The sequence below is a fragment of the Pelistega europaea genome (assembly GCF_013133775.1).
Lineage (GTDB): Bacteria > Pseudomonadota > Gammaproteobacteria > Burkholderiales > Burkholderiaceae_B > Taylorella > Taylorella europaea.
The window spans coordinates 22,014-42,503 of sequence record NZ_JABGBO010000011.1 but is presented as its reverse complement, the minus strand read 5'-3'; the positions used below and the strand labels follow the sequence as shown (position 1 = coordinate 42,503).

At 40.7% G+C, this 20,490-nt stretch carries 17 protein-coding genes and 1 tRNA gene; 8 read left to right on the top strand and 10 right to left on the bottom strand.

Features of this window, described 5'->3' with window-relative positions; translation table 11 throughout:
• Nucleotides 1–23: 23 nt before the first annotated feature.
• Nucleotides 24–2,126 carry a cytochrome c biogenesis protein ResB gene (locus HKX40_RS09605; RefSeq protein WP_343043074.1) on the bottom strand — a complete coding sequence of 701 codons (2,103 nt, stop codon included), beginning with the start codon at nucleotides 2,124–2,126 and terminating at the stop codon, nucleotides 24–26.
• Between the two features lie 87 nt (nucleotides 2,127–2,213).
• The gene (locus HKX40_RS09600) at nucleotides 2,214–2,915 is read right to left on the bottom strand and encodes a c-type cytochrome (RefSeq protein WP_171589360.1); all 702 of its coding nucleotides are present in this window, start codon (nucleotides 2,913–2,915) and stop codon (nucleotides 2,214–2,216) included.
• A gap of 182 nt (nucleotides 2,916–3,097) precedes the next feature.
• Between HKX40_RS09600 and yihA the strand changes: the two genes are divergently transcribed.
• The 3 genes from yihA (at nucleotide 3,098) to HKX40_RS09585 (ending at nucleotide 6,593) form a co-directional block, all read left to right on the top strand.
• A complete protein-coding gene (gene yihA / locus HKX40_RS09595) occupies nucleotides 3,098–3,721 on the top strand; it encodes a ribosome biogenesis GTP-binding protein YihA/YsxC (RefSeq protein ID WP_171589359.1) in 624 nt (207 codons plus the stop codon).
• Nucleotides 3,718–4,728 (top strand): porphobilinogen synthase, encoded by a 1,011-nt coding sequence (hemB, locus tag HKX40_RS09590; protein WP_171589358.1) that lies wholly within the window; start codon nucleotides 3,718–3,720, stop codon nucleotides 4,726–4,728. Before yihA ends, hemB begins: the two co-directional genes overlap by 4 nt.
• 104 nt (nucleotides 4,729–4,832) lie before the next feature.
• Nucleotides 4,833–6,593, top strand: a complete 1,761-nt coding sequence (locus HKX40_RS09585; protein ID WP_171589357.1) for a restriction endonuclease FokI recognition domain-containing protein — start codon at nucleotides 4,833–4,835, stop codon at nucleotides 6,591–6,593.
• Here HKX40_RS09585 and HKX40_RS09580 read toward each other — a convergent pair.
• The 3 genes from HKX40_RS09580 to HKX40_RS09570 all read right to left on the bottom strand — a co-directional run bounded on the left by HKX40_RS09580 (nucleotide 6,587) and on the right by HKX40_RS09570 (nucleotide 9,489).
• Entirely contained in the window at nucleotides 6,587–8,521 is a 1,935-nt protein-coding gene (locus HKX40_RS09580) for a Dam family site-specific DNA-(adenine-N6)-methyltransferase (RefSeq protein ID WP_171589356.1), read from the bottom strand. The two genes, HKX40_RS09585 and HKX40_RS09580, sit on opposite strands and share 7 nt — an antisense overlap.
• A 135-nt stretch (nucleotides 8,522–8,656) precedes the next feature.
• Nucleotides 8,657–8,896 (bottom strand): hypothetical protein, encoded by a 240-nt coding sequence (locus tag HKX40_RS09575; protein ID WP_171589355.1) that lies wholly within the window; start codon nucleotides 8,894–8,896, stop codon nucleotides 8,657–8,659.
• 296 nt (nucleotides 8,897–9,192) lie between these two features.
• Complete coding sequence (locus tag HKX40_RS09570) at nucleotides 9,193–9,489, bottom strand: copper-binding protein (protein WP_246233668.1); 297 nt, start codon at nucleotides 9,487–9,489, stop codon at nucleotides 9,193–9,195.
• 346 nt (nucleotides 9,490–9,835) lie between these two features.
• On the opposite strand from HKX40_RS09570, the gene HKX40_RS09565 reads away from it, so the two are divergent.
• From HKX40_RS09565 to HKX40_RS09545, 5 genes are all read left to right on the top strand, one after another.
• Nucleotides 9,836–10,285 carry a universal stress protein gene (locus HKX40_RS09565; protein ID WP_171589354.1) on the top strand — a complete coding sequence of 150 codons (450 nt, stop codon included), beginning with the start codon at nucleotides 9,836–9,838 and terminating at the stop codon, nucleotides 10,283–10,285.
• A gap of 97 nt (nucleotides 10,286–10,382) precedes the next feature.
• Entirely contained in the window at nucleotides 10,383–11,759 is a 1,377-nt protein-coding gene (locus HKX40_RS09560; RefSeq protein ID WP_171589353.1) for a hypothetical protein, read from the top strand.
• 23 nt (nucleotides 11,760–11,782) lie between these two features.
• The gene (locus HKX40_RS09555) at nucleotides 11,783–12,355 is read left to right on the top strand and encodes a hypothetical protein (protein ID WP_171589352.1); all 573 of its coding nucleotides are present in this window, start codon (nucleotides 11,783–11,785) and stop codon (nucleotides 12,353–12,355) included.
• A complete protein-coding gene (locus HKX40_RS09550; RefSeq protein WP_171589351.1) occupies nucleotides 12,318–12,755 on the top strand; it encodes a hypothetical protein in 438 nt (145 codons plus the stop codon). Before HKX40_RS09555 ends, HKX40_RS09550 begins: the two co-directional genes overlap by 38 nt.
• Before the next feature lie 6 nt (nucleotides 12,756–12,761).
• On the top strand, nucleotides 12,762–16,076 hold the full coding sequence (locus tag HKX40_RS09545; protein WP_171589350.1) for a DEAD/DEAH box helicase: 3,315 nt from the start codon (nucleotides 12,762–12,764) through the stop codon (nucleotides 16,074–16,076).
• 122 nt (nucleotides 16,077–16,198) lie between these two features.
• Here the strand turns inward: HKX40_RS09545 and HKX40_RS09540 are convergent.
• The 5 genes from HKX40_RS09540 to HKX40_RS09520 form a co-directional block, all read right to left on the bottom strand.
• Nucleotides 16,199–16,274, bottom strand: a tRNA-Thr gene (locus tag HKX40_RS09540).
• A 254-nt stretch (nucleotides 16,275–16,528) separates the two neighbouring features.
• Nucleotides 16,529–16,942: a ClpXP protease specificity-enhancing factor gene (locus HKX40_RS09535; RefSeq protein ID WP_171589349.1), complete on the bottom strand. Its 414-nt coding sequence runs from the start codon at nucleotides 16,940–16,942 to the stop codon at nucleotides 16,529–16,531.
• 278 nt (nucleotides 16,943–17,220) lie between these two features.
• Nucleotides 17,221–17,832, bottom strand: a complete 612-nt coding sequence (locus tag HKX40_RS09530; RefSeq protein ID WP_171589348.1) for a glutathione S-transferase N-terminal domain-containing protein — start codon at nucleotides 17,830–17,832, stop codon at nucleotides 17,221–17,223.
• A 375-nt stretch (nucleotides 17,833–18,207) separates the two neighbouring features.
• Nucleotides 18,208–19,062: a cytochrome c1 gene (locus tag HKX40_RS09525; RefSeq protein ID WP_171589347.1), complete on the bottom strand. Its 855-nt coding sequence runs from the start codon at nucleotides 19,060–19,062 to the stop codon at nucleotides 18,208–18,210.
• An 18-nt stretch (nucleotides 19,063–19,080) separates the two neighbouring features.
• Nucleotides 19,081–20,466 carry a cytochrome b gene (locus HKX40_RS09520; protein WP_171589346.1) on the bottom strand — a complete coding sequence of 462 codons (1,386 nt, stop codon included), beginning with the start codon at nucleotides 20,464–20,466 and terminating at the stop codon, nucleotides 19,081–19,083.
• Nucleotides 20,467–20,490 lie beyond the last annotated feature (24 nt).

The following is a 20,490-nucleotide window of genomic DNA, read 5'->3' as shown; positions in this document are numbered from 1 at the left end:
CATTGAGAGTAGATACTGGTGCTTCAGACATCATCTTTCCTTTCTAACTCGCTAAAGTCTTGTTTACATACATCAAACTCACGTTGGAAATCCAAAGTGCGTTTTTGAGAAGTCATCGCGATACGAATGACACTTCCTTGCTCTTCTCTAGTTACCCATAACCATAAACGGCGCTCGCGAATATAAAACATCACAAATACGCCAATAATGAGAAACAAACATCCTAGGTACACAATAAATTTACCTGGAGAACGGGTTGCCTGTAATACTGTGGCTTGGATATGCTGGAAGCTACGTAACTGTAAAATCACTGGCGATGGATAAAAAGCCATATCTGACAAGCCCCGTAATGCTGTATCAAACCACTGTGCCTGCTTCTCAGCATTTTCCTGATCAGCATAGGTTAATGCAGGTAATTGTAATTTTTCACGAGCAAAGTTACGTAACTCAATCGCAGAGAAAATCAAATAATCACGCAGAATACCACGCATGGGTTCACGAATCTTTTCAGGTACGCGATCAGCTTCTGGCACACCCACACCATCTACATAATCATCTAATCCTTTAAAACCACGCTGAGCAAAAATCTCCAAAGCACGCTCAGCCAGTGTTTCAATACTTCTCTTATCAATACGCGTATCTTGCACTTTGGCAGCATAGGCTTGTGCAGCTCTATGTCGCATCGCTGAATCATCAAATGCAGCTCTTAGGGCCAAAAATTCTCCCATGCTGCTTTTATCATCTACAGGAATACGAATATAGCTAAAACCACCATCAGTTGGTAATTTCATCCCTACCAAGAAAACCAATCTGCCATCTAACTTAATAGGCAGCATGTAATTCTGAAACTCAACTGACTGATTACTGTCATCTGTCAAAGTATAACGCACCGAAGGCCCTACATTATGCAGCCCTGTTTGCTTCTTTGCTGCACTCCCTGTCACAGCCAAGATCTGTTGTTCAAAATCCTTGGGTTGTGACAATGTACCTGATGCCGTATCCAAGTTCTCAACATTAATCGGTCTAAAGTCATTAATGGTGAGCTTATAAGGAATCGTCTTGCCCTCTACTTCTACAGCTAAATCAGTCGTCTTACCCACTGCTGTTTTAATATCTTTCACTGCTACTGTAGCACCTTTAATAGGTGCCACGGATAAATCCACCTTAGAACCACCATCACTAAAACTTGATTGATATAAAGTGATGCCGTGCAACTCATAAGGATGATTTACCTCAATTACCTGACGCTCTTGTTTACCGGTCTCATAGTCTGTAATGGTCACATCACTAGCAAACCGCTTAGGCATACCATTCATCTCATAGTATTCAATAATAAAACGATTAAGATGAACATCAAAAGGTAATGTTTGCAGGTAAGTGTCTTCACCTAATTTTAATAAAGCAATATTCGAGCTTTCACCCTCGCTAATGCCTACATTCCCTCGGAAACTGATGTTATCCACGCCAAACTTCGAGCTGGCAGGCACATCAGAAACATAACGAGCAGTATCTGGAATAGGCTCCTTGCCAGCCAACCAAATTTGTAGGCGGTTTGGCAACTCACTATCCAGCAAACCACCAATACAAACCACAACAATAGAGAGATGGGCAAAAATATACCCCAGTCGGTTAATACTTCCTTTTTTAGAGGCTAATAAAACCGTATCTCCATCGACTTTCTCTCTAAAGACATAACCATGCTTTTTGAGCCAGACTTTAGACATACTAGCGGTTTGCTCTAGAGGGTATGCCGTATGCACCTCTAACTTATGCGGAAAAGCACGCCAGCTCCCTACACGGATATACTCTTTAAAAGAACGCACATCTTTGAGAATTTTAGGGACATTGCGAATCAAGCAAATCGTAGTAGAGACAACCAATACCCCCATCACGACCAGAAACCAGGTTGTATTATAAATCTGAGCAACATTAAACTTGCTAAAAACTTGATACCAGTAAGTCCCAAAACGGTCGATATAAAAAATCTCTTCCCGATTCTGTTCGAGCAAGGTACCAATGGCACTTGCAACACAAACAATAACAAGTAAACAAATCGCAAATCGCATAGAGCCGAATAGTTCAAACAGCTCTGCACCCCATTGACGCTTATATTTCTTGGTAGTCACAATCAATTCTCAAAAACAAGGGGATACCTATAGGCATCCCCTGTGGTTATTTATTATGGTATGAGTAATCAAACAAACAACGCTAAATTAACGAATACCTGCGGCATAATCTGCTACAGCTTTCATATCTGCATTGCTCATGCGGTTGGCGATTGTACCCATCATATTTTCTGCCCCACCATTAGTACGGTAGCCATCTGCAAACGCCTTAAGCTGAGCAAGAATGTACTCAGGATGTTGACCAGACAAGGCAGGGAAAATTGCAGGAAGACCCTTACCATTGGCACCGTGGCAAGAAGCACAAGCCGGTACATTGCGCTCTGGAATACCTGCACGCCAAATATCACGACCACGGTGAACAAAATCAATATCCGCAGCTTGTTTAGCAAAAGCAGGTTTTGTTAATTGCTGCTCAGAAATATAAGCTGCTAAATCGTGCATATCAGCATCAGTCATCTGCATCACAATGGGTGCCATCGGAGTTGGTGAACCATCTGCATTCATACGTGCACTATGTGTAGCACCTTGTGGAACTTGAAAGTTTTTCAACTGGTTAACAATATAACCAGCAGGCAGACCAGCCAAATGAGGATACATAGCTAATGCACTATTACCCTGAACACCATGACAGGCGATACAGGGAAGAATGCCTCTTTTAACATCACCCTGGGTGTACAAAGCCTCGCCACGTTTTGCGTCAGGCAGTGCTGCATTTTGTGCTTGGGCTGCGGCAGTAAAGCCCATTACTAGGCTGCTTGCTAGTAGAACCTTAGAAAAAACTTGCTTCATTTAGACCCTCGATCAAAGATCAAATTGGTTATTTTCAATAAATCTATTCGCATGGAATAGCTCTATTTTATAAAAAACTTTCGCTTAATACGTCAGTATAAACCGATTATGGGAAATTTACTTACTTTTGACGCATAAAATTATACAATAATGGTTTATAACTGGCTTATCTAAGGTCGCTTGTGTCAATTTTACATCAAACTAAGTTTTTCGTTTCAGCGGCTAAACTCAATCAACTTCCTGCCGCTTCCGTCCCTGAGGTCTGCTTTGTTGGTCGCTCTAATGTAGGTAAATCCTCTGCAATTAATGTTCTCACCAATCAAAGACGCTTGGCTTTTGCGAGTAAGACCCCTGGTCGCACCCGTTTGATTAATATGTTTGGCATCCCCAATCCTGAGGATCCTAGCCGAGCCTTGGGTTTCTTGGTGGACTTACCAGGCTACGGATTTGCTTCTGTAGCACAAAACACACGTGAAGAATGGGCGGATGTACTCGGAGCCTATCTCCGTGAGCGAGAGTCGCTTGCTGGCATTGTGCTTTTAATTGATATTCGCCGTGGTGTGACTGACCTGGACCGCCGATTAGCCGAATGGATTGCCCCTTCTGGAGTTCCTGTACTTGCCTTATTGACAAAAGCGGATAAACTCCCCTATGGACAGCGTGTTCGTGCGGTCTTTGATGTTACTAAAGCACTGAAAAACATCGGTGCCATCAAAGTTATTCCTTTTTCTTCAACAGAGCGCATTGGCCTCGAAGAAACGGACGCACATATTGTTAACTGGATTATCCCAAAGGACAACGTATGAGTATTATCACTGCAGACTTTCCTTATAGTCGCCCTCGTCGCAATCGTCGCGATGATTTCTCTCGTCGTTTAGTACGTGAGACTACCTTAACCCCTGATGATTTTATTTACCCTGTCTTTGTACAAGAGGGTTCTAATGTTTTACAACCTATCCCATCTATGCCGGGTCAAGTACGTTATTCACCTGATACGATTTTAAAAGTCGCTGAAGAGTGTGTGCGTCTAGGCATACCTGTGTTAGCCCTATTCCCTTCTATTGATGCTAGCCTGAAAACTCCTGATGGCATTGAAGCAGCCAACCCTGATGGTTTAATCCCAAGAGTAGTTCGTAGTCTAAAAAAAGAGTTTCCTGAATTAGGCGTATTGTGCGATGTAGCACTAGACCCCTACACCAGTCATGGCCAAGACGGTGTCATTGATGAAGATGGTTATGTACTTAACGACATTACAGTTGAAATTCTACGCAAGCAAGCTCTTGCCCAAGCTGAGGCTGGTGCAGATTACATTGCCCCTAGCGATATGATGGATGGACGCATCGGTGCCATTCGTAAGAGTTTAGAGGATAACGGCTATATCTATACTCGCATAATGGCGTATTCTGCTAAATATGCAAGTGCATTCTACGGTCCTTTCCGTGACGCAGTAGGCTCGGCAAGCAATCTAGGTAAGTCCAACAAAATGACCTATCAAATTGACCCAGCTAACCGTTATGAAGCCTTACGCGAAGTTGCTGCTGATATTCGCGAGGGGGCTGATATGGTTATGGTAAAACCAGGTTTACCTTATTTGGACATTTTGCGTGAAGTCAAAGATGAGTTCAAAATGCCTACCTATGTCTATCAAGTCAGTGGTGAGTATGCTATGTTAAAAGCAGCAACTCAAAATGGCTGGTTAGATCACGATAAGGTAATGATGGAATCTCTCATTGCTTTCAAACGCGCTGGTGCTGACGGCATTCTCACATATTTTGCCATTGAAGCAGCTAAGTTGATGCGAGGGGAGAAGTAGTAACCTCCTCACATCTTTTTGAGTAATGTTGGGTAGGCGGTATAACCAATCTCTTGCGTTATACCTATCCTACCCCCAGATTTTTAGTAAAGGATAGGACTATTATGATTATTAGAACATACGGTTGGGTTCAAAACCCTTCGTCTTTTCTACACCTCAAAAAAGTTGTTCAAATATTTGTACCCTCTTCTACCCATTACCAAAATCTAAAAAACTCATTACTTGACCTCATACCTTTTACCAATCTCCGTCAAGAACTTCGAGATAAACTCGATAAGAAAAAAACAGAATTTACATACACTGAACTAGTAGGTTCATCAAAAGATAAAAATGGAAAATCTCCTCGTTCAAGAAGTAACGCTGTCGCAAATTCACTAATTCAAATTAGCATTCCATCACAAAAAGCATCAACAACAGGGAAAACGTGGACCGATAACTGGACTGCTGATGGTTACTTGCGTTGGGCCATAAGCTTAAATTTTATTGAGGTAAATACTAGTAAAGATACCTTTCGAATTACGCCCAAAGGCATGGCATTTGCCAAGACTAAAGATGACAGCGACGAAGAAAGACAAGTTCTTAAAAAAGCTCTACTAGCCTATCCTCCTGCAACACAAATCCTCACTTTATTAAGTCAAACACCTACGCAGTTTAGGACCAAATTTGCACTTGGTGAACACTTAGGTTTTCGCGGAGAAAAAGGATTCAGTTCTTATAATGAAGAACTTATACTTGAATGGCTAGCTAGAGAAACAGACCCAGCACAAAAGAAAAAAATCCGGACAGATGTGGAAGGCACTAGCGATAAATATGCTAGAGGTATTTGCAGTTGGCTTATTAAAGTAGGACTAGTCGAACAAGACGATTTTGTAACAAAGGTCAACAACACAACTGTAAAATTCCCCGGATATAGGATTACAGGTTCAGGGATTCATGCGCTTAAACAGTCCCAAGGAAATTCTTCCAATGCACAGTTGGAGAAATTTATTATGTGGGAATTCCTTGCAACCAACGATATTAACCGAAATTACACTCGAACACGTCGTGCGTATATTATCAAAGCACTTCAAGAAAAACCGTTATCATTAAAAAAACTGCTTGAAACATTGCAAACAAAAGGGTTTCAAGATGAACAACAGATTATTGTTAATGATATTGCAGGACTTAAAAAATTTGGTTTGCGCATCCAAGAAAAAAATAAAAAATTTACACTTCTAGATAAGGTTAATGACTTCGCTATCCCTCATCTTAATCTTACACAAGAGTTAGCAGATGAGGAAAGTTTACGTCGTAAATCCCTCTTCCTAAAATACACTTTATTGCCTCCCGAATATATTGAATTACTTGATATTGCGTATGACGGTAAACGCTCAAGAGACTTTGAAATAATGACGATGGAACTATTTAAAAAGATTTATGGCATGAATACGGTTCTGCTAGGTGGGGGAAGAAAGCCTGATGGGATTTGTTTCCGATCAACATTTGGAATCATCGTTGATACGAAAGCCTATAGCGAAGGCTACTCAAAAAACATCTCTCAAGAAGACGAAATGGTTCGCTATATCACTGACAACAAACTAAGAGATAAAGCCAGGAATCCTACTCAATGGTGGACAGCTTTTCCTGCTAGTATCGAAAATTATTATTTTCTTTGGGTATCCAGCCGCTTTATAGGAAAATTTGCCGAACAGCTCACTAGCACAGCGAGGGAAACTAAAACAAACGGAGGTGCACTAAACGTAGAACAGCTCTTACTTGGTGCTGACATGATTCTTAAAAAAGAATTGCCCCCCGATAGTATTGCTAATCACTTCAATAACAAGGAAATCTTCTTCGCTGACTCCATTATTGACAAGCATCAGTAGTTCGTAATTAGCACCTCGACACTATCCCCTTTGTTTGTGTTGTATGAGGCATTTCGGTAGTGGTAATCTAATTTATGTACCATGAAACCATGCTGTCGCGCAAATTTCTTGAGCAGGAAATTTTCCTTGCCCTTATGCTCAAGGACGTTGCTCAACGCAAATTTAACTTTCTGTTCATGCAACTTTAGCATGAGTTGATACATTTGTTTTTCTTGGGTCTCACCCCAGTTCAAAAAACCACGATTGCCGTCATTATAGCTAGCAGTCGTAATCAAGTAAGGTGGATCTAAATATACAAAGTCTCCCTCTGATAATCCAGAAATATCAAATTCATGGAAGAAAAAATCGGTAAATTGAGCATTCATACCTTGAAGTTTACTTAAAAAACACAATAGATTATTCTTCATGCTCACATTAAAACTACTCCTATTTCGCCCAAAAGGATTATTAAACTGCATCTGATTATTAAAGCGGAACTGATAGTTATAGCTGTAAGATGCTAGCACATAAAGGTCTAACGGATTAGGTGCCTTATTGTATGCTTCTCTGAAACGCATAAACGATACTTCGTTAGTCTTGCTCAAATCATATTCCGATATGCGCTTCTCTATTTGCTGAATTAGTTGAACTGGATTACATGACTGAAAATACCTAAACATCTCGTTAATACGATAATTCATATCATTAAAAATATGCTTGCGTGCTGGAACATTAATACCAACGTTGGCTCCACCGCTGAACAGATCGACAAAAACATTAATCTGAGTAGGGAACAACGGAATAATTTGTTTTAACAAACGGTATTTCCCTCCTACATAATTAAGAGGGCTCTTCACCAATTGTGACTGGCTAATCAGATTAAGACTTGGTTGAACCTCATATGCAACAGATGGTTCATGTAACCTATAGGTAGGTTTCTTTTTCTGGAAATAGAATAACAACTCATACAATTCCATGTTTTCGGATTTCTTCTTAGATTGATATTTTCTGTATGGAATGCGATGTACCTCAACGCACCCCAATCGGGCATGTTTACGAATGACATCATACAAGTCTGCCTCAGAAATAAGCCCCTCATTGTTATAGCTTAACAACACGTGTGTAGACTGTAAATCCCGTAATAAGTCATCCATACTCCGCAAAGCGTCTTTAGATGTAGAATACCTACTTCTGAGCATTTTCCAATCGAACATCTTGGTACGACCTGCCAAGATAGGCCTCTTATGTCTAGCGATATTTTCGAGTACATGATAGTTGGGGGCATATTGCCTAGCATTATAAGGAGTGTCGATATAAGTGATGTCTGCATGCACCCTTCTAACCAATTCGTTGGCATCCTCATTGAAAGCAACATTACGGCGACCGTTATCGAACACCAATGGCGTCCGTAACTTCAATTCGTCATAAGCCCGCTTATCCCAATGTTTTAAAAACGCACCATAAGTTCCAGTGATGTTACTTACAAAAGGAATAGCTTCTATAAGTGCATTTAAAAGATAAAAATATTCATATTCTCCAATTAATCCTCCAATACGCCACCCCTCTAGACACTCACGGATAGCATCCACTTTTTTGGCATTGGATACCGATAAATACATCGCCTCCCCTGTCGGAGAGTAAGAGCGCTCATAATACCCCTCGAGAGGAGAAGTTAATTCCATTAAATATTCTATAGGGTGATATACTCCTTCTTCTCTTAAGCGAGAAAAACTTAAGAGCCGATTGTTTTCGATGAGCGCTTTTGCGTTTACGTAGCTGAAATAAAGGATATCGTTGCTATAAATGGTATAGTTAGGCTTAAAAAAAAGCCCGACAGAATTTGTGCCTGCGAACAAATCTAAAAAAGTCTCTTCCGCGCCTGTAGTATGGCTATCAAGAACATCTTTAATGTATGGCAACAATAATCTTTTAGATCCTATATACCTCATTTTTCACATCCGAAAACATCCTTTTCGTAGTCTAGCAATAACTCAATTGTTTTGCAAGACAAATTTTACCTACTTATAAATATCTTAAAACTGTATCGGATGTAAAAGTCCCTGTTATTACTAACAGGGACTTTCTTATTTACGCATAATGGAAGGATAGGCTTTGATGGTTTCTTTGGAGCAATACTGCTTACCATCTTTGGCAAAACTCCATACACAAACCACCTCACGCATACGAACGGGTGGTTCGCGACCAGCAAGAATAGCGACCTTTGCTCTACGTCTAAATTTACGATTCGCTAACTGCTTATCCTTTTTCTCGCTTTCTGCACAAGAATACCCTACGATGGGATTCTTTCTATAACTTCGACTCATTGAGTTCTCCTTCTAAGTTAAAAAACTTAGAACTCTTTGAGAACTACTCCATATTTCATCTTCATTATGATTCCTTTATTCATTAAATTTCGTCATGCCTAGCATAAGTCACATAGTGATTGATATGCAGCAGGCAAGAGAAGATTGCGCCCATCATTCAGTCATAAATCACATAGAAATTGCATAAGGGCAGATTTTCTATTTAAAGAGGGTTTTATTCATATAATCACATGGATAATCAATATGAAATCCGCCTATCAAACTGACATTAGAGAGATACCCCCTCACTTTACAAATTAATTATCCACCTTAATCTCGTTAATAATATAGCGATTGTTTTGCTGTGTCGCTGTGAATTTCACTTTATCTCCTGCTTTTACACCATTGAGCAAACCTTTGTTAACTTCATACATCAATGTCATCGCAGGGAGTTTAAAATCCGATACGGCATCTTGCTTAATCGCAATTTTGCCCTTATCCAAATCAATACGACGTACTTCACCCTTAATCGTGGTTTGTTGTTGAGCATAAACCACTGCGCTTAATGAAGCTGTAGCCACTAACAATGCTGTTTTAATCCAGTTTTTCATCATTTACCTCTTGAATTTGACTCTCTCTATCGTACCGCAAAAAAATTTTCTCTCCAAATTTTTATTCCCTTAATACGACAAAACAATTTCACCTCATCACACTCAGAATCCTCAAAAAATTCAGGATAAGATGACGTATGCTTATTTTCCTGCCACACACCAGAAACCCACAAAACATCAGAATAAAACGATGTACGCTTATTTTCCTATCACATTTAAGTTCTCCAATATGTTCAATAAGGCAAGCAAGCTTTTTTCTCCCCTATCGCACTCAAGTTTCTCTAAGAAAACACTATTTCTAGGGTAGAATAGAAGCATCAAGATTAAATTTATGCCAATGGAGGTTTTTATGGCTCGTACTTATCTCGTTCCTTATGACGCATCGAATAACGCAAAAAAGGCTCTCGCGTGGGCGATTAGTGCCGCTAAACTTTCTGGCACCCGTGTACGTGTGATAAATGTACAACCAAGTTTTGGTACTGTTCATGCTAAAGCATTATTTAATCACAAAGATATTGAGGAATATCAAACACAGCTCTTTAAAGAAAATACCGAAGGTGTCGAGGATCAATTAAAAGCTTCTGGATTAGATTACTCATTAGAGATGGGTGTAGGCGACCCTAAAGAAGTTATCGTTGAAAAAGTGAAAGAAAGCCACGGCACAGATAACCCTATTGATTTAATTATTATGGGTTCTCGAGGAACTAATCCTTTCTTTGGCGGTGTGCTTGGCAGTGTCAGCTATGCAATTATTAACTCTGGCGTGTGTCCTGTAACGATTATTCCTCAAGAGAAATAATTGTTCATCACTATAGCCAGATGCTACTATACGCAATATCAAAGACCCTGATAATTTGGTAACGGTTGCTAACTTTGCAAGGAACACTCACAATCATATGCACGATTTTCAAGACGATCTCATCGCCTACGTTCCCGTACGTCGCTACGAATTGACGCTAAGACATCGTTTGCTAAGCCAGCTGGGTGATTTTTCTCATTTGATACTAGAAGCACTCGTGATGTCAAATTCAGATAGTCCTGACCTGACATCCGACACTGATGGTCTTGAGATTGTGTCCACTATCACTGGATTAACGAGACAACAACTACACCCCATCCTGACTCGTTTGCAAGGAGTGGGGCTCGTCAGTGATAATTTTACACTCACCAGCAAAGGGCGTGAACTAGCAAAATGGCAGCAGTGTTTACACGATAAACCACATTATATTTGGTTGGATTGTCAATACCGAACACACGATTTCTGGGGCAATGACTCTCTGATGCCAGAAATTATCGACTCCCCTGCTTCATGCTATATAATTCATGACTCTCCCACAGATGACAAGGCTAAACAGCAAAATTTTTGGTCCACCCAAGACTGGAACGAAGACTGTGAAAGGCAAAAAAGACGTCTACTACATCGCCACGAGGCCTACTTTCATCACATTTTTGGTGTTTTTAATGAATGCTTTCCAGAGGGTAGCTTTTATGAAAAAGAATGGGAACTGGTTGTACGATACACGCCTCCTGACATCGGTAAAGTGTATGCTATTAGCGTCCCTCTGGATACACGGAACTTACTCATAGGTCATAGTGGACAATACAAATTACTCAGTCCAGTTCTCTGTCTAAAAACAAGCTATAGCCTACCAACCGGTTTCCCTGCTTCATTACAGGATAGACTGCCAGAGGATAGCTTGCTCATGAATAATTTTAGCAAGTTAGATGTTACCCCCGAACAACTCCTAGATGAGCAGCAATGTGCGGCATTGGGAACAAAATGGTATTGGCCTAATGTAGACGAGATATGCCTGCAAAATGCTGTTCCAGATTTACTTAAGCAGCTCAAACTTACACGCGATATAGGTTTTAATCGTCAGTACCGCCTCATACAGAACTGGCAACCACTCTCTTTTAACCGAGATTTTCTCATCAAAAACCTAAAAAACACTCCCAAAGAGGGTATTTTCTTTGTTGACGAGCAAGAACCTATCATAAAGAAGAACATTGATGAGGTTAAAAAACAAACTACGAGTACAGCCCAAAGACACACCCAAAATACGAGAACAAAACTAAACGAACACTCTGGAAAAAGATTCTCGCGTGATGCGCAGGCTGATGTCATGCCTCATCATAAAGCAAAACAATCCTCCAATTCTGTAAAGAAACAGGTGACCGCACCAAGAACAAGGCACTATACAGTTCCGAAACAAGAAGAAAAAACTACTGCAGAGCAAATTATAGATTTCGTTATAAGTTCTTTCCTTCGTTAAAAACACACTTTCTCATTAGCAGTATGAAAACAGTTGATATATTCGCTAGAGTTGTAGACAACGCCCACCAAAATGAGCATCTCCTCAAATATGGTGGAATGCTTATCCGTCACGGTGCTAAAGGGGCAGTCAGCAAGATGAACCCTATTCTGGTATGGATAGATGCCACAAAAGCAGTTATTCAAGCTACTGGCTCATATTTGCGCTATTGTGCAGAAACTGAAATCACCAAACAACTCCGCATAGAAAACGAGACACTCGAAAAAAAGCTCAGTCTGCAATTAGAAAAAAACGATTTAGGCCGACAAAAATTACAAAAAGAACAAGAAATATTCCTACAAAAAAAAGAATACCAATCAATAGAATATAATAAACAAAGTCAACTCACTCAACAACAGATTCGCGACCAACTCGCTCTGCTAAAACGTATGCATCAGTTGCTGATGAAACAACGGTCACAATCTGGCGCATTTGGGGAACTCATTCATTTACAGGTTTTACTTGACAATTGTATTAATAGTACGCTATCACTTTTACTGGATATAACTGGAGGTCCCAATGAAACATGCTCTAGCGACAACGAAAAAAAAGAATGATAACAATACAGAACCTAAAACAGGAGGAAACCTTGATTTAAACAAGACGTTAAACCTCGTAGGTAAATCGATAGATACTTTCAAAGCTAGTTTTGATCTCGCCAAAGAAAAAGAAAAAACTAAACAAATCCACATAGAATGCGAAAAAGAGGTAAATCTTGCTCAAAAAGACTTAGCAAAATCTCAATTAAAACACACTGAACGCCTCGCTGAGTTGGATAATGAAAAAGAAGCCAACAAAGATCAACATGAACGCAATATGACCGCATTAACCCAACAGGGGCAGAACCTTGATAAAAAAGCATCGGCGAGAGAAAAAATTCTTGATTTGTTAGCGTCAGGAACCATTTCGGCTGAAGAGGCTTGCAATCTGTTAAAGGCATTACAAAATCAAGACTAAGATAAGATGGATGAGAAAACTATCATTATTATAGCGGGGCTCGTCGTACTAGCCAGCGCCACCGCTATTGATTGGCTTTATGACATCAACACAGAAGAAGAAAAAGAGCGACAAAAGCAAGCCGAAGAAAGACGACAAAAGAATTTGCAGGAGCTAGAAAAAGCACAGACGTGGGATGCCATTGCACGTCAAAAACACCAACGAACGCTAGCTGATGCTCAAGCTCAGTTTTTGAAAAAGAACATTCAAGAGCGCCGAACTGCTGTTGCAAGTATACCAGAAGACTTGCAGCACATAAGGCTCACAATTGATCAAGAAATTAACGATAAAACCTCCAGCCCTTATCGCAAATCAGCGTTACGACGCGAGTACGCACGCTTGGAAGATGCCTTCATACGGTTGGAAGAATATCGCCGCTATCTTGATTATATGGAAGTGCTAATAGATGATTTCGTAGAACAAGAAAACTTTGAACAATTGATTGGGTTGCCTCCTATTAATTCTTCTTTGCCCCTTGAATGGCTTTATCCTGGCAAACTCGTGTTAGTTTCCATGAGTGAAGTAGGCAAAGAATTAGCCCCCTTTAATCATACCATTTCCTTTGGTCGCGAGTACAATACCCAAAACGCTCTCGCCCTAAAATATGGCGATGATATCCCTGTACTGATTAAGTCTGTACATAAAGAACACTCCCATCTTTTCTATGGCTGTGTTGCTCGTGGTGAGATTTATTACCACCATATCCTGCCTGAAGAACCCATAGAATTCGTTGTAGACCGCATTAAGGGAAAAAATGCTAGAGGATTCCTCTGTGATGGGATGGTACCGGCTCATCTGCCTCTAGATCAACTAAAACACCCAGGACTAAAACTTCTAACAGGTCAAAAAATACTTGTTTTTCCGAGTGCATACGATTTAACATTACATAAAAATCCATTTAATCCAGATGGTTGGGGCATTGAAGTAAGTCAATTTAATTATGCTACCAAATCCGCCCAACAATACCAACAGCTCTACATCAGCATTCAAGAACATCATCTTCGACAAATTACGGATGATGCATTCTGGCACCCCAACGAACATTGGACACTATTAGCATATATCCCTGCTACCGGCATGATTTCTCTTGCTAAGTCGTCTGTCAGAATAGATTGTCAAGTGAGCAACGACCTCTCACTATTAGAAGTCCAGCAAGTCACCCAAGGCAATCACTTATCCGTTGGGCTAGATACTCCTTTCAGTTTCATTCTCATTGATCACAAACTCGCACGTGCCGAACAAATAGGCTGGGACTACGGAATAAAAGAATTTCTCCACTTCTGTACCCAAGCTATGCGAGACTTAAGTGATTCGCCGATTCGTCTTGCACAAGCACGCTTTTACCAACATTGGGAACGCGTCATCGCGTACCAACGAAACCTAGATGAAAACACGGTATTGACATTTCCCCTAAGCATAGCCGATTACGATTTAGCGAATAACACGCTAACCATTTCAAAAGCCTTATTACCAGAACCGTTCATTGATCACTTTAATCAATTATATCCAAAACTCAAGGAAGTGCTTGATGAAGAATCCTCTCTTCGTCCTGAATACTGCATCCATTTAGATTACTGGGACAAAGAGCGAGCTGACTATGTTCCTGCAACACGTTACGATTACCGTCCACCTCTCTATACCTCGCAAGAAGGTCGCATCAAAATTGAGGGTTCATTCCTTTTCAACAACGATGCAGATTGCATGCTACGCCTAGTCGTCAGCATTCCTAGTGTCCCTCTCAAACGACAGGAACAAGCACTAGAGGATTTTTCCATGGATCGCATGGTTAATCCAGCCTTGAAGAATATTTTATTAGCGCCTGAAAACTACCTACCTAATCAGGAAGAAATATCTACCGACATTGCTTGGTCTACCCAATTGGACGAAAGCCAAAAAGATGTGGTGCGTTTAGCACTGAGAGAGCCTAATATTGCCTTGATTCAAGGTCCACCGGGTGCAGGGAAAACGACAGCCATTGTAGAAATTCTTTATCAATTATTCTTGAGAAATCCACATTGCCGTGTGCTGGTCGTTTCTCAACAAAACACCGCTGTTGACAATGCATTAAGCAAGTTTTTAGAAAAACACCAATCTCGCTTTTCTTCCTCCCTACAAGCCATACGCATTGGTAATCAGGACAAAATGAGTGCCAGTGTGCAGACCTTGTCTTTTAACAAACAATATAACGACTTTATAAGTCAATTAAATAATAGCGCTATCCAAGCAGCAACTCATTTAGCAGGGGATGAACAAACGCTTTGCTATTCATGGTATGCAAAACTTACTCAGCTCTCACAAAACCCTAAAGGACAAGAAGAGCTCTTTATCACTTTACTTAATAATCGTAACTTAGTAGGAGCAACTTGTGTAGGGTTAGCGACAAACAAAGGAGGCATTGACCAACTTCAATTTGATGTCGCCATCATTGACGAAGCTGGGCGAGCAACAGTCCCTGAAATTCTCATTCCTATTCTACGATCAAGAAAAGTGGTTTTGGTGGGCGATCACTATCAACTACCGCCAAGTATTGCTCCCATGCTTCGCGATGACGAAGCAACGCAAGCGCTCGAGTTTTTACAAGAAAATTTCTTTGAAGAAAGCTTTTTTGAATTGATGTTTAATCGCTTGCCTGCCGAGTGTAAGGAAACACTGAATAAACAATATCGCATGGCACCTGATATTGGCAATCTCGTGGCTAATCTTTTTTATAGTCCACAGGGTAAACGGAGGCTCTTTAATGGGCTTTCTGACACGCATTTTGACAGTCAATATCTCTTAGAAAAGAGTATTTATTGGGTTGATGTGAAGGGCACGCAAAAGCAATGCGGTACAAGCAAAAGCAATGAACTTGAAGCCTTTGCCATTGCTGATTTCCTAAAAATACTCTCCAAGCGTGATTATCCGAACCCCATTTCCGTTGCAGTAATTACACCCTATAGCGCACAGAAGCATTGTATTCGTCGCATCCTTGGTCAAATCGGCTGGAATATGCAAGATGAAAAACTTGGTGCTGTTTCTGTAGCCGTGGACACCGTCGATGCTTTTCAAGGCAGTGAGGCCGATATTGTGTGCTACTCTACAGTTCGCACAGAAGGCAATCTTAACTTCATCTTGGATAAAAAGCGATTAAATGTGGCTTGCTCACGGGCAAGACGTCATCTTCTGTTCTTTGGTCATCGTCATCATTTGCAAAAATGGCAATCCAAAAATAAGGAAGAGGTAAATTTATTTCATCAAATAATGAAATATGCGTCTTTCGATAAGGTAGTCTTTAAAAATTAGCTATATCTAGCATTGTGTGAACCAGAGAGACTTTATGTTTAAAAAGGCGCAAGAGTTCTACACCTGTTTACAAACCAGAAACGTAAAAAGCCCATATCCGAAGATATGGGCTTAAAATTCTGTGGTGCCGGCTACAAGAATCGAACTCGTGACCTTCTGATTACAAATCAGCTGCTCTACCTGCTGAGCTAAGCCGGCATCGAAAGAAGATATAATTATAGGTAGGTTTTTAGGTTTTGGCAAGTGTTACCGCAATTAATTTGCTTTATTTGCATCAGCGTTGTTGTTTAACAACAAATTTACTGCTTCATGACTCATTCTAAAGAAAGAAAGCATTGTGTTTGTGAATCCATCCTCATGTCAAACGTCATAGCGACGACCTTTCCATTCATAGCACATCAATCAATATCAGTGCACCGAAAGGTCATCTGAACACAAAACCTTTAGCTTCCCTACTCCACCAAACTAAATGTCGGTTTCTTAGGAGGTGTATTTGAAGAAGAAGCATCAGCATCAGCATCACCATCATCGCTAGGACTATCGTCCCCTTGATACTCCGTCACCTCAAACCCCATGCCCTCTTGGGTTTCGCGTGCATATACGGCAGCAATCGCCGTAATGGGAAAGCTCACCATCTGTGCTACGCCATTAAAACGTGCGGTGAAACCCACCCAACCGTCGCTCATGACAAAATCCTTAACAGCCTCAGGATTCACGTTAAGCACAATACTACCATCACGTACATAGGCTTGTGGCACACGGCAATGCTTATCCACCTTAACCATCATATAGGGGGTATAACCTTGATCTACACACCATTCATAAATGGCGTTGACTAAATAAGGTTTGCTACTAGGAGGTAACATAGGAACTCCTCAACAATAAATATTTTTTCAAAAATAAGGGCATCAACCAATACAGCCAATGCCCAATCTCATCCCACTTCTTATTTCAGTCAATATATTTTATCGACCATCAAATACAAACCGTTGCTCAACGAAACTGCATCCTATCATTCAACGATGCACAACTCATCTACTTGCTAATAACGCAATCCGCACTATTAAATAACGATTTAGCCTCAACAAAACAAGTAACTGAAAAATCAAAAGTCGACTCAAGAAAATACTTAAGCAATGCTTAATTAACGGCGCATCACTTTCTCTGATGGTGTCAGCGCCTCAATAAAGGCCGGACGAGAGAAAATACGCTCAGCATATTTCTGAATAGGTGCAGCACCTTTAGGCAATTCAATACCATAGTAATCCAAGCGCCACAATAATGGAGCCATAGTTACATCTAACATAGAGAACTCATCACCAAGCATATAGCGATTTTTCACCATCAATGGTGCAATTTGCGATAAACGATCACGAATAATCGCACGCGTTTTGTTCAACAAAGCCTCGTCATGCGCTTTAGTGCGGTCTTCTAACACAGATACGTGCACAAATAACTCTTTCTCAAAGTTATGCAAGAACAAACGAGTACGCGCGCGCATAATAGGATCCGCAGGCATCAACTGTGGATGAGGGAAGCGCTCATCAATGTACTCATTAATAATATTAGATTCGTACAAAATCAAATCACGCTCAACTAAGATAGGCACAGTACCATAAGGATTCATCACAGAAATATCTTCTGGCTTATTAAATAGGTCGATATCCTTAATTTCAAAATCCATGCCTTTTTCATACAAAACAAAACGGCAACGTTGTGAAAATGGGCACGTTGTGCCAGAGTAAAGCACCATCATAATGTGCGACTCCTTTTATAAAAATGTATTAGCAAAAATGCCAAAATCAGGGATATTTTTAGAAATCTAGTAAGCTATGCCAGCATTGGTCGTACCAAAACTGACCACCCCACTACCCTATCTAGCTTCACAAATTACAATCTACTATTCTACAAGAAATGCTATAGCAATTTCAAACCGCCTCTCTTATTTCCTATAACCCCCTCTTTCTTATTTGCCTTATTTTATGAGCAAATACTGTCCACCTAGACTTACTCACAACAGCCGAGAACCTCAACACTTTCAGAGGAAATAAAAAAAAGAGAAATCCACAAAACAGGATAAACAAAAAGGGTGAACACATGGCTCACCCTTTTTGAAAGCGAACGCTAGCAATTACTTAACATGCTTCCAGTAGGCTTTATTCAACTGCCAAATAACAACAAATAAGATTGACAAGAAGAACAATACCCACACACCAAGTGTCTTGCGGAACTCTTGTTGAGGCTCAGCCATCCAGCCCATAAAGGCAGTCAAGTCAGCCACATCTTTATCATAGAGGGCTTGTTTGTCTTTATCAAGGTAATGAATCTCTGCATGACTACCACCTTCACCTTTATAGTCAGAAAGGGCAGTCTCGCTGATAACAGATTTATAGCCTTGAGCGTCTACTTTAGAGACGGTCTCAACCCATTGCTCTGCACCGTCTTTTTCAACCTTGTGAATATCCTTGAAAGTCACCTCTACAGGGCCTTGTTTTTCCCAAAGTGGGTTAGGCATACCTGCATTAGGGAATACAAGATTATTCCAACCTAAAGGACGTGACTGATCACGATAGAAAGTGCGTAAGTAGGTATAGATATAATCTGTACCTGGTTGACCTAAGTTCTCTGCCTTAGCACGTGCCATCAAAGACAAGTCAGGTGGTGTTGCACCAAACCATAACTTAGCATCTTTGGGTTTCATTGCGATTGTCATTTTATCGCCCACTTTCTTGCCTGTGAATAACAAGTTCTCTTCAATTTGGCGCTCTGTAAGACCAATTTGAGTGAGGTTGTTGTAACGCAATAAGCTTGCGCCGTGACAGTTCATACAGTAGTTAATAAATAACTTCGCACCATGTTGTAAAGCAGCTTTATCAGTGACTGGCACAGGAGCAACGTCCCAAGGATAGCCACCCTCAGAAGCGGTGGCTACACCGCCACCGACTGAGACCACCATAAGTAATGCGCCTAAAATCTTTTTAATCATGTTATTTCCTCAAAAATCTTAGTGAGGGTGGTAATTTACACGCTCAGGCACTTGCTTGAACGTACCCAAACGGCTCCAAATTGGCATAAAGAAGAAGAATGCCAAATACACAACCGTACCCACTTGTGAAATGATATTGAGCACAGGAGATGGTGCTTTAGTACCAATAACACCTAATACTACGAAGTCAATAATGAAGATAGCGTAGACAAGTTTGTGCCAACCTGGACGATAACGGATAGATTTTACTGGTGATTGGTCTAACCAAGGCAAGAAACCAAGGATAACCACTGTACCACCCATAACAACCACACCCCAGAACTTCGCATCAAAGACACGAAGCAATACGGCTACCACCACTAAAATTACAGGGAAGATAAGTTTCCAAGGTGCTTTAATCTTCTTGCTAAGAAGGATACCCACAGCAAAGATTAATGCAAAAGCGACCAATGCCCATGTAAACTCGTCAGTTGTTGCACGCAACATAGAATAGAAAGGTGTGAAATACCATACTGGTGCAATGTGAGGAGGAGTTTTGAATGGGTCAGCTGGTAAGAAGTTATTAGACTCTAAGAAGTAACCGCCCATAGTTGGAGCGAAGAACATAATCGCTGCAAACACGATAAGGAAACCAGACACACCTACCAAGTCATGCACTGAGTAATAAGGGTGGAATGGAATACCATCTAGTGGACGACCATTGGCGTCTTTCTTGGCCTTAATTTCGATACCGTCTGGGTTATTAGAGCCTACTTCATGCAACGCAATAATATGAGCAGCAATCAAACCAATAAGCACTAATGGAATAGCAATCACGTGGAAAGCAAAGAAGCGATTAAGTGTCGCATCAGATACCACGAAGTCACCACGAATCCATACAGATAAGTCTGGACCAACAAAAGGAATTGCAGAGAACAAGTTAACGATTACTTGTGCTCCCCAGAATGACATTTGGCCCCAAGGTAAGAGGTAGCCAAAGAAAGCTTCTGCCATCAAACAGAGGAAAATTGCCACACCAAAAATCCACACTAGTTCGCGAGGTTTACGGTATGAACCATAGAACATACCTCGTAGCATATGTAAATACACCACCACGAAGAACATAGACGCGCCAGTAGAATGCATATAGCGGATAATCCAGCCATAAGGCACTTCGCGCATAATATACTCAACCGAAGCAAACGCTAAATCTGCATCAGGTTTATAGTGCATCACCATAAAGATACCAGTGACGATTTGAATCACTAATACCAATAATGCCAATGAACCAAAGAAATACCAGAAATTGAAATTCTTAGGAGCATAGTACTCACTGAGATGTTCTTTCCAGAGTTTACTTGCAGGGAAACGGTGGTCAATCCAACCTAAAAATCCCTTTGTTTCTACAACTTTATCGCCGGCCATGTAAAGGCTCCCTTAGTTAATGAG